At 57.0% G+C, this 10,474-nt stretch carries 8 protein-coding genes; 2 read left to right on the plus strand and 6 right to left on the minus strand.

What is annotated here, in order from left to right; all coding sequences use genetic code 11:
- On the minus strand, positions 1-1,449 hold a 1,449-nt coding region (locus R6T97_RS12750; protein ID WP_410349685.1), incomplete at its 3' end, for a recombinase family protein.
- A gap of 151 nt (positions 1,450-1,600) precedes the next feature.
- On the opposite strand from R6T97_RS12750, the gene R6T97_RS12755 reads away from it, so the two are divergent.
- A complete protein-coding gene (locus tag R6T97_RS12755) occupies positions 1,601-1,999 on the plus strand; it encodes a transposase family protein (protein WP_410349678.1) in 399 nt (132 codons plus the stop codon).
- A 1,666-nt stretch (positions 2,000-3,665) separates the two neighbouring features.
- On the opposite strand, the gene R6T97_RS12760 is transcribed toward R6T97_RS12755, so the two are convergent.
- Genes R6T97_RS12760 through R6T97_RS12780 form a run of 5 tightly spaced genes read right to left on the minus strand, consistent with a single transcriptional unit; the run spans position 3,666 to position 9,611 of the window.
- Positions 3,666-5,153 (minus strand): class I adenylate-forming enzyme family protein, encoded by a 1,488-nt coding sequence (locus tag R6T97_RS12760; RefSeq protein WP_410349679.1) that lies wholly within the window; start codon positions 5,151-5,153, stop codon positions 3,666-3,668.
- Entirely contained in the window at positions 5,150-6,553 is a 1,404-nt protein-coding gene (sauS, locus tag R6T97_RS12765; protein WP_410349680.1) for an acylating sulfoacetaldehyde dehydrogenase, read from the minus strand. The genes R6T97_RS12760 and sauS overlap by 4 nt, the downstream gene beginning before the upstream one ends.
- Positions 6,554-6,609: 56 nt before the next feature.
- Complete coding sequence (locus R6T97_RS12770; protein WP_410349681.1) at positions 6,610-7,581, minus strand: tripartite tricarboxylate transporter substrate binding protein; 972 nt, start codon at positions 7,579-7,581, stop codon at positions 6,610-6,612.
- A 39-nt stretch (positions 7,582-7,620) separates the two neighbouring features.
- On the minus strand, positions 7,621-8,085 hold the full coding sequence (locus R6T97_RS12775) for a tripartite tricarboxylate transporter TctB family protein (protein ID WP_410349682.1): 465 nt from the start codon (positions 8,083-8,085) through the stop codon (positions 7,621-7,623).
- Positions 8,082-9,611 carry a tripartite tricarboxylate transporter permease gene (locus tag R6T97_RS12780; protein ID WP_410349683.1) on the minus strand — a complete coding sequence of 510 codons (1,530 nt, stop codon included), beginning with the start codon at positions 9,609-9,611 and terminating at the stop codon, positions 8,082-8,084. The genes R6T97_RS12775 and R6T97_RS12780 overlap by 4 nt, the downstream gene beginning before the upstream one ends.
- Positions 9,612-9,710: 99 nt before the next feature.
- Here R6T97_RS12780 and R6T97_RS12785 point away from each other — a divergent pair.
- Positions 9,711-10,474: substrate-binding domain-containing protein (locus R6T97_RS12785; RefSeq protein WP_410349684.1), on the plus strand; the 764-nt coding region annotated here is incomplete at its 3' end.

The following is a 10,474-nucleotide window of genomic DNA, read 5'->3' on the forward strand; positions in this document are numbered from 1 at the left end:
GGCGTCCAGCGACAGCCCGTTCTGCTCGGCCAACCTCAGCCTGGCCATGGTCATGTCGATGCTCGGCAACAGGTAATAATCGCGTGGGCCGCTGTTCAATTCGTCCATGCGCACGGCAATCGTGATGTCCGGCACCAGGCCAGTGTCGAGACGGATGCGCCATCGCAGGGAACCGCCCTGCGTCTCGAAACACCGGGCCAACACCACCGACGCCGTGAACTCATCATTGATGCGGATCAGGTCGGTGTCTTGATCTTGGACAGCCTGGCCGCCGCGTTCGTTGATACCGTCAAGGATCTTGGCCACGATGCCGGGGTGGGCCTGCCGCAAGGCTCGGTTGATCTCGACATAGCGATAGTCGCGCTCTGGCTCGTAGCCGATCATCTGGTAGGCGCGCAGCAAGCTGCCGAAGCGGTTCCGGAAGGCGCTGGACGACGGCAGGTTGTCCTGTTCATCGATGATCAGTCCCGACAGCACGCCTTTCTGTTTCAGCACGGCGCGCAGGGCTTCGAGCAGTTCGGCATCTGTGAAATGCTGGCTGCGCGCGTCGACGATTTCGCGCGCGCGCAGAAACAGCGCCTCGTCCACAATGGCGGGATATGCGCCCTCTGCCCGGATCCACATTTCGCGTGGGTTCACCACTCGCTTATGCTTCAGCTTGAACGACACCTTGTTGTAGACGTTGTTGCCGATGTATTTTTCGTTTGTCAGGACCTGGTGCACCGATGCTCGGGACCACGGTCGCTCTAGATCGGTCAGATGCCCCTCGGCATTCAGGGTTTCCGCAATATCGCGTTCCGAGCGGCCATCCTCAACGAATATTCGGTACATGCGGCGCACGACATCCTGTTCCTGCTCAGGGCCCGGAACGAGAACGACACGATCGGTCTGAAGGCTCTTCTGTTCGCCGCGGGACAATTCGCCCTTCGGGTTGCCGTGATCGTCGATCAGCACCCGGCGCAGGCCGTACCCAGCCGCTCCGCCTTGGCGAAAGCCAAGCTCCACCAGACGGCATTGCCCGGCGAATACCTTCACAGAAAGCTCCCGGCTGTATTCGCCCGCCATGACCCGCTTGACGGTCTTCAGAAGGTTAGAGCCGATGCTGCCGTCGTTTTCGAATTGCTCACCACAATAGTGGACGCGAATTCCAGCACGAGAGCAGACATGCTCGTGATACGCCCCTTCATCAGCATCCTGAAACCGGCCCCAGCGGCTGACGTCATAGACCAGAATGGCCTTGAAATCCGCCTGACCGGTTCGGACCTCTGCCATCAGGTTCTGCAGCGCGTCGCGGCCGTCCAACCGCAACCCGGACCGACCGGAGTCCTCGAAGATGCGCAGGATCTGCAGTCCCCGGGCGGTGGCGTAATTACGAATGGTGTCGAGCTGGTTCTCGGTCGAGTATTTCTGGTGATCGGTCGACATCCGCACATAGGCGACGGCCGGCACATCTGTTTCAGGCGGCACGTCACTTTTATCGGAATGGGTCACCGATCGATCAGTCAAATGCGTATCTCCTCATTATTCCGAGCAAATTCATCGCTCTTGTCGGAACCAACTGTTGAATTCTTCGCATCTATGTAAAGCGAAGGAGTGTGGAATGTCGTTTCCGAAAAAGGGCAAGTTCTTTCCAAAAGAAAACGGATATATTAGGAAAGGCGGTCATCAGACGAACCGATGCTTTGTCGAAGAAATCGCATCGGCGTTGAAGCGATCGCTCGGCGGTAGCCGGGCCAGTGTGAAGACCGTGGCGGCCTGGACGGGTGCCAACGAGAAGACTGTGAAGAACTGGCTCTCAGGCTCATATGGTCCCAGTGGTACGCACCTGATTGCACTGGCTAGACACTCTGACGAGGTGCTGTGTACGTTTCTGGCGATGGCAGGGCGCGAGGATCTGATGGTGGCGATCAAGCTAGCCACGGCTGAAGAGGCTATTGCAGATCTGCTGTATGCGGTGCGCCAACTTGGTAGCGACGATCAAACCGACAACGTCGGTTGATCGACCGAGCGGGCTGAAATCGTACCTGAGAAGCTGGATACTCGGTGTGTCCAGCTTCTGATGTGCACCTATATATTTCCCTGCTTTTCGCAATAAAGAACCCTGTTCAGTGTCGAAAAGTTCCCTGTTTCTGAATCTAGGGAATTACGCCGCAAGCAGTTGAAGGCATTGGGTAATTTTAGGGTAATAACTGCAAATTCCCCCAAAATGGAGGGGGTTCCCTGTTATTTTCCCTGTTTGCAGGGAAATTTGGAGCAGACTGGATAGCTCGAAACTGCCTGCACAGCCAGCCATTCCTCCGATTTATAACCCCGAGAGCTTGCAGCCGTTTTCTGGCGTGTTTATGGGCCGTTCCTGCGAGCGGTTTCCGACAGAGACGCGAACGTGAGCACAAAACTCGCCAGTTTCGGCCCGCAGTCTCTGTTTGCGATTTCGGCGGTACGCGTTTGGTGAAGTGTTGGAGGTGCTAGCTTACAACCGGGCGAACTGCGCGCGCTGTTCAGACCAGACTGCGGGGACACCTGACTTGATGAGATAGTCCGAGTGGACCTGTCACGGTTTGATGCCGCTCCTTTGATAGCATTTACTGCAACAAAGGAGACTGACTAAGGGACTGAAACGGACGGACGAATTCCGCAGGGATGCGGTGCGTATCGCACTGACCAGCGGGCTAACGCGTAAGCAGGTGGCGGACGATCTTGGCGTCGGGATGTCGCCTTCAAAGCCGCGAAAACCAGCGGCGACGATCCGCTCGATGTGGCGCTTGCCCCATTCTGCCAGCCGGATGGCGGTTGCTGCGTCGGTGCGACATTCCGCGTGCTGATGGCGGGGGGTCGACACGTAAGTTTTTCTTTAGTCGCGGCGGCCCGATGGACTAAATTTGGGCTGTTGCCACGCTCATTTCCAAAAAACAAATTTCGGAGAAGAGCATGCCCCAGATCATGCAAGTCGCTGCGATTGCCTTGGCGACGCTCGGAACCGGTGCCGCGACGATAACGGTGGTGAACGAAGCATCCCGGACTTGGTCGTAGCAGAGGGCGCGTGGACATCTGGGGGCGCGCTTGACGGTCGGTCGTTCGATATCACTGGAACGGATGTTGGCAAGCGGGGCCGTTCTTGAAGACTTGATCATCTTCCGTGACGGGACCTTTCAGTCGGTCGACTGCGAGAACTACTGCAATTTCGGCTGATGTGACTACGAAACGAAGGTGATCGACGGTGTCATTTACTTCACCGCGCGCACAGAGTGTTCTGACGCACCGCATACCGTGGTCTGGTATGGCAAGGTTGATGGCGACGAGGTCGCCCTCGACGCGACCTGGACGACCCGGCGCTGGTATTGGACCAACCAGATCGCGATTGCGGCAACAGGCATGTCCGTACGTACCTCCTGCAGCCGAAGGCAACATCTCCGGCTGAGGTAGGGTGAATGACCCCGAAAGGTTTGAGCCCAAGCGCCCTTTTCTTGCGGGTTGCAATCCTTATCGCCGTAGTTACGCTCGCCACATGGGGCGCGCATGAAATCCGCGACGCTCTGAATCTGCAAATCCGCCCGGACAATGAACAGCATGTGCCCAGATAAGGTAACAAGCAACAAAGCAGACACGGAATTTTGCATCAGTCGACCAAAACAGTTTTGGCAGGCTGCTGATATTCGGCGCAGGCTTCAGACCAAGCCAGCCAACTTCAGGCGCTGAATCTTTCCGGATGGACCTTTCGGCAATTCACTGAGGAAGTGTATGCAGTCCGGCGACTTGAATTTACCAAGACGTTGATGGCAAAGTGCGATCAATGCCGCCTCTGACAGTTGCGATCCCGGCTTTACGCTTACCGCCGCCTCGACGGTTTCACCATAGCTTTTGCACGGTCGGGCGAATGCGGCAGCTTCGATGATATCCGGCTCTGAATACAGCACCTCGTCGATTTCACGTGGTGCGATGTTTTCGCCCCCTTTGATGATCAGCTCTTTCAATCGCCCTGTCACGAAGACATAGCCGTCTTGGTCGATATGGCCCAAGTCGCCGGTCCGCAGCCATTCTCCGGCAAAGGTCGCGGCGGTTGCGTCAGGGTTATGCAGGTATTCAATCATGACATTTGGGCCACGGACCGCAATCTCGCCTTCTTGCATCGCAGGTGCCGGTTTCTGGTCTGATGTGAGGATGCAAACCGCGTTGCCATAGGCGATCCCGGGCGAGCCAATCTTTCGCACACCGGGCGGCAACGGGTTTGACAATATCTGCGCGGCTGTTTCCGTCAGGCCCATCGTTTCCACAATCGGCACCTTGAAGCGTTCTTCAAAGGCCGCTTGCGTTTCGACCGCGAGCGCAGAGGATGCTGAACGCCCAAACCTGAGCCGTTCACAGACTTCGGGGCTTGGGTCGGCTTCATTATGCAGCAGGTGACTGATGATCGTGGGGACAACCGAGAACCACGTCACCTTTGCGGTTTCGGCCTGATCCCAGAATTTGCTGGCAGAGAACTTGCCGCTCATCGCAAGCGAACCACCGGAGACAAGCGCGCCCATCATCGTCACACAGAGCCCGTTGATATGGTAGATCGGCAGAACACAGAACCCGCGATCATTTGGTGAAAGCTTATGTGCGATCGCTGTCGTCCATCCCCCCGCCAAGAGGCTTGCATGACTGTGCACCACCCCTTTTGGCTGACCCGTTGTGCCAGAAGTATACATCAACAAGGCATGCTGGCTTGCGCCAAATGCAGGAATGTCCGCGCGTTTTTCCAGCATCTCCTTTTCGATGATCGTCAATCTTGCAGGAGCGATCTGCGTGATTGCATCCTTTTGACTGTCGTGAACAAAGGCATACCGTGCTTCACTATGATCAAGGGCATAGGCAATCGCGTCCGGCCCTGCCGCCAGGTTGATCATGGTCACCCGAAAACCACCGTAGAGTGCCGCATAAAGCGCGAGCACGCCCGCACGTCCGTTGGGATGCACGATCGCGACGCTTTCGTCTTGCGCAATCCCCAGGGCAACCAACCCCTGTGCCATTTCGCGCGCTGTGTCGCGCAAACTGCGCCAGCTGAGGCTTTCATCTGTTTCAGGAAAGACGACCGCGACATCATGACTTTCGGCACGGGCATCCAACCAATCCCCGACAGTGCCCTCTGGCGGTGTGACTTCATCAAAGATCATTGACCGGCCTCGCTCCAATAATCGCCAAAGATATCTTCGACAGCGGGTTCATTGGCCGGAATTTCACGCACGATTTTGGTCGTTTGCATGAAATGACGCCAATGCAGGTTGGTATCGATCGAGTTGCCGCCCCACGACCCGCACCCCATCGACAACGAGAAAGGCATGCCGTTCGTGAACGATCCGCCGGCGGCGAAGGTATGCGGCTGATTGACGATGATGCGGCTCGTGGGGATGGCCCTGGCTAAGGTGAGTGGCCGGTCTTGGGAATGGGTATGCAGGCCGACGGAATGTCCCGCCCCCTGATGCAACTGAAGTTCACGGGTGATGCGCACGGCGTCGTCAAAATCCTTGGCCCGGTAAACAGACAGCACGCGGCTGAGCTTTTCACCTGAAAGCGGATGTTCAGGCCCGATCCCTGACGTTTCGACGGCAATATATGCGGTGTCGGCAGGCACTTCGTCGGTCAGCCCCAGCGCCGCAATCATCTTGTCGGCGTCCTGCGCGATAGCTTGTGGATTGAGGTGACCCTTCACCCAAAGTTTCGACATGATCTTGCTATCATCGCCTATCAAGGCACCGCCGGTGCGCGCCATCTCGGTCACGAAGGCATCATAGATGTCATCCACGACCACGGCGGCGTTCTCGGATGAACAGGAGGTTGCATTGTCAAAGGTCTTGGACGCTTTGATTTTTTCCGCAGCCGCTGCTAGATCTGCCGTTTCATCGACGATCACGGCGACATTTCCTGCGCCGACAGCCAGTGCCGGTGTGCCGGATGTATAGGCCCGTTTGACGTTGTTCTGGCTGCCGGTCACGACGATCAGATCAGCGATCTCCAACAGGCGCTGTGTCTTTTCCTTGGACCCGCGTCCCGGAATTATCTGGACCAGATCGCGGTCGATCCCCAGCTTGTCGAATTCGGCGTAAATATAGCTCAAGAGCACTTCGCACGTCGGCACCCCCTTTGGCGATGGGGACACGACAATCGCATTGCCGCACTTGAGCGCATTGATGATGTTGTTCGCCGGTGTCGCGCCCGGGTTGGTGGAAGGCACCACCGCACCTATGACGCCCATGGGGCGGGCGATTTCAGTGATGCCGGTCGCAGGATCATCGCTGAGGATGCCGTAAGTCTGCGCATGTTGAATGTCACGCATCAGGCCCAGCGTCTTGCGATGGTTCTTTGTGATCTTGTCGGGGACATTGCCAAGGCCGGTTGTCTCGACCGAAAGTTCGGCGAGGTGCCGATTTCGCGAAGGCTCCATGATCGCCCATGCTGCCGCCTGTGCCGCGCGGTCATAGGCCAGTTGTGATCCATCACGCTCGAAAGCGTTTTGTGCTGCACGTGCGCGCGCAACGATGGCTTCTACCTCTGCGATGGGATCAACTGTGTTCATGTGTTTGTTCCTGTTTGGTATGCGCAGCGCCCTTGGTCGGGCGCTGCGCGTTTGCTTTAGAGACCGGCCAGAAGCTCTTCGAGGGTTGCCTGACGGGCAGCCCACATTTCAAGCACTTCGTCGCGTGTCATGATGTGCATTGGCGACCCGCCTGCAGCCATCCTGCTTTGCACACTGCCATTCTCGAACATTGCCGGAACCGTCGCGGCAAGGTGGTCGATCACCGCTTGTGGCGTACCTTTTGGCACCATCACACCACGGAAGTTCACCGAGGCGTTGTCGATGTCATAGCCCTGCTCGATCATCGTCGGCACATCCGGCAGGAATTCCTCGTTGCGCTCCAGATCGAAGACACCAAGGATTTTCACATTTCCTGCGGCCTGTGCACGGTAGGCATCGGACAGGTTGTTCACGCCGCCCAGCACCTCGCCTGCGATGACTGCGCGCATCGCGCCTGCGCCACCGGCGTTGTTCGGAATGTAGGCCAGTTTCACGCCTGCCGCCTTTTCAAGCTGCAATGCGGCGATGTGGTGCCCCACGTACAGACCAGCGCCAGAGAATGTCAAACCACCCGGGTTTTCCTTGGCGTAGTTTACGACGTCTTCCATTGTGTCGAATGCGCTGTCGGCACCAACAACGAATACAGCAGGGTCCGCACCCCAGTTCGCAATTGGCTCAAAGCTGTCAGCGGTATAGGAAACGCCACCTTCGATCGACTGCGCGATGAAGTGCGGGACGTTGTACGCACCAAGCGTATACCCATCGGCATCCGCCTCTGACGCCAGCCAGTTCCAACCGACACGCCCCCCCGCGCCCGGCCGGTTCAAGATAGCGACCGGCATGCCCAGCGCGTCTTCGTTTCCTGCGGTCATCGTGACAATGCGCGCCTGAAAGTCGGTGGCGCCACCGGCACCATAGCTGACCATCATCATGATCGGCCGCTCCGGATAATCGCCATGGCCTTCTGCGTAGGCGGTTCCTGTCATTGTGGCTAAGGCCAGCGCGGCCCCTGCGATCCAATTTTTCATAGTTTCCTCCCTCGGGTTGGTATCTGCCGCGTGAGCGGTTCAGAAAAAGATCTCTCGCGGTGTAAAGACATTCAGCAGTTGCGCGAAAAGACCGTACATGACCGCCATGAATCCGGCGGTAATCAGAATCCGTTTGACCCAGCTTTTCCACTCTGAATGTGGTGCCGGATCATATAGTGAAAGCAGCAGAAAAAAGGCGATTGCGGTTGCCGTGTAAAACCCCAGTGCCTTGGCTGCCCAGTAGGCATAGATGATTGCGACGATCAAACCGGGCAGCATATTGCGCATCGCCTGCCCACTGATCCCATTGCCCACCTTGGTGCGTCCCAAAAGGGCTTTGATAAAGGTCCAAACCGCCAAAACGGCAAAGACCGACGAAATAAGGCGGGGGAAGACAAAGGCCTGCGCCGGCTCTTGCGTAAAGCTGATGTAGGCGATGCTCACCCCGATCGCAGCGATCAGACCAGAGGCGATGATGTGTTGGTTACGTGGCAGATCAGTCATGACAGCGCCTCCTCCTTGGCGACGGCGTCGTCTTTGGTGATATAGCGGCGGGACGTGATTTCCATCCAGACCGAGTAGCTGACCGACGCCAGAACGATCAGGATCAGGAACCAGTTCAACCATCCCGTGAAAAAGTAGGTGCCGGTTCCGACAGTCGCATTCGCAATCATCGAACCCTGAGTGAAATTCGCTTCGGCGATGGGACCAAGGATCAAGCCGAGGACAAGTGGGGCTGCAGAGAAGCCGAAGCGCTCGAGAAAGTACATCGCAATGCCCAAGGTTGCCATCACGTAGACGTCGCCCATGGAATTCTGAACCGAGTAGCTGCCGAAAACCGCCAGCCCCAGAACGATCGCAGCCATCACTGCGTGTGGAACCCGCGCGACACTTGCCGCCAAACCGGCGATATAAAGCCCGAAGATGCACATCAGTATCTGGCCGATCAGCATGGAATCGATGAAGGTCCAGGCAACCTGCGGATAGTTGATGAACAAGTCCGGACCTGGAAAGATCCCGTGGATCAAAAGACCACCCAACAGAACCGCCGCCGTGGGCGACCCGGGAATGGACAGGGTCAGGAGCGGGACGAGTGACGGACCGACCATCGCATTGTTGGCGCTTTCGGCAGCAATCACACCTTCACTGTGACCTGTGCCGAACTTCTCGCTCTCTTTGCTGAACTTCTTGGCCTGATCATAGGCAACCAACCCCGCGATCTGCCCACCAACGCCGGGGATCAGACCGATAATGGAACCGGTCAACGTCCCGATGGTAAGCGCCATCTTGCGCTTGAACACTTCCACGAAAGCAAGGCGGATCGGATGCTTCTTTACGGTGATGATCTCGGAATCGTCGCTGGCACGGCCTTTGGTGAACATCGTGATCACCTGCGGGATCGCAAAGAGGCCGATAAGCGCAGGAATGACGTTGATGCCTCCGCTGACTGCGGGATGGAAGATGAACCGTTGCGCACCCATGATGTCATCGAACCCGACCGTGGCAAGCCAAAGTCCGATGCAGCCGGAAAGCAGCCCCTTCACGACAGAGCTGGAATCGAGCGTGCCGATCACGGTGACGCCAAGTATTGCCAGCCAAAAGAGATGCGACGGGCCAAAGGCAAGCGCCCACTGAGCCAGAACCGGCGTCAGGAAGATCAAGAGCAAGACACCGAAGACACCGCCGATGGCAGAAGCAATGAAGGACAATTGCAGCGCCTTGGCTCCTTCCCCCTTTGTTGCCATCGTATGCCCGTCAAGCGTTGTCGCGATATTGGCGGGCGCGCCGGGGATCTTGAGCAAGATCGCACTGACTGCCCCGCCCGCCACCGTCGAGGTATAGGCCGCACCCAACAGGATCAGGCCCTGCTGCGGTTCGAGCTTGAACGTGAACGGGATTAGCAAGGCGACCGCCATCGTCGGAGACAGCCCGGGCGTTGCGCCCAGAATCAGACCGCCAATGGTCCCAAGCAACAGCAACCCGAAGTTAATCGGGATGAACACATCGCCCATATAATACAGGAACTCCATCTCGCCCAACTCCTCCCAAACTTAAGCTTGACTCTAACGCTAAGCGATGAAAATAGTTTTGCAAATGTTTTCATAAGCTAGCTGGGTACCATCAGTTAAATGTCTGATAAAAAGAATAAAAAAGCTGATATTTTCACTGTCGCAAAAGCTGCGCGCGTATCGCCCTCGACGGTATCGCGATACTTCAATCATCCCGAACTGCTCAAATCCGCCACCCGCAAAAGGATTGATTCCGCCGTGCGGCGCACCGGCTATATCCGCAATCGCGCAGCCCAGACCATCCATGGGATCCGGTCCGGCACCATTGGCGTTTTGATCCCGACTTTGGATCATGCCATCTTTGCAGAAGTGGTGCAGGCGTTCTCCGATACGGTCGCCGCACAGGGCTTTACCATCCTGTTGGCCTCGCACGGGTATGACCTGCAACGCGAGTATGCGATCTTGCGCAAGTTTCTTGAACACCGCGTTGACGGAATTGTGCTGACGGGGTTGGATCATGACGAGGCCGTCTTTCAGCTGATTGACAGTCAAGATATCCCCTGCGTGATGATGTGGAATTATGCGACAAACTCGCGCTACCCCGTGATCGGCGCCGACAATGAATTGGCTGGCAGGATGATCGCCGAACATGTGCTGTCATTGGGCCACAAGAAGATTGCATGCATGTTTCCGCCGACGAACGGGAACGACCGTGCGCTTGCCAGACGCGATGTCGTCATTGCGACATTGCAGTCAGCCGGAATTGTCGTACCGAACGACTGGATGCTGCAAACGCTTTACAGCATCTCGGATTCAAAGAGCGATGCAAGGCAGTTGTTCTCACAGCCCGAGCGCCCCACTGCTCTCATTTGCGGCAACGATGT

It is taken from the genome of Yoonia sp., assembly GCF_046498525.1.
GTDB lineage: Bacteria > Pseudomonadota > Alphaproteobacteria > Rhodobacterales > Rhodobacteraceae > Yoonia.

Coding starts and splice junctions, on each gene's coding strand:
- R6T97_RS12780 (WP_410349683.1), bottom strand. CDS start 9,611: ATGGAGTTCCTGTATTATATGGGCGATGTGTTCATCCCGATTAACTTC.
- R6T97_RS12770 (WP_410349681.1), bottom strand. CDS start 7,581: ATGAAAAATTGGATCGCAGGGGCCGCGCTGGCCTTAGCCACAATGACA.
- R6T97_RS12760 (WP_410349679.1), bottom strand. CDS start 5,153: ATGATCTTTGATGAAGTCACACCGCCAGAGGGCACTGTCGGGGATTGG.
- R6T97_RS12755 (WP_410349678.1), top strand. CDS start 1,601: ATGTCGTTTCCGAAAAAGGGCAAGTTCTTTCCAAAAGAAAACGGATAT.
- R6T97_RS12775 (WP_410349682.1), bottom strand. CDS start 8,085: ATGACTGATCTGCCACGTAACCAACACATCATCGCCTCTGGTCTGATC.
- sauS (WP_410349680.1), bottom strand. CDS start 6,553: ATGAACACAGTTGATCCCATCGCAGAGGTAGAAGCCATCGTTGCGCGC.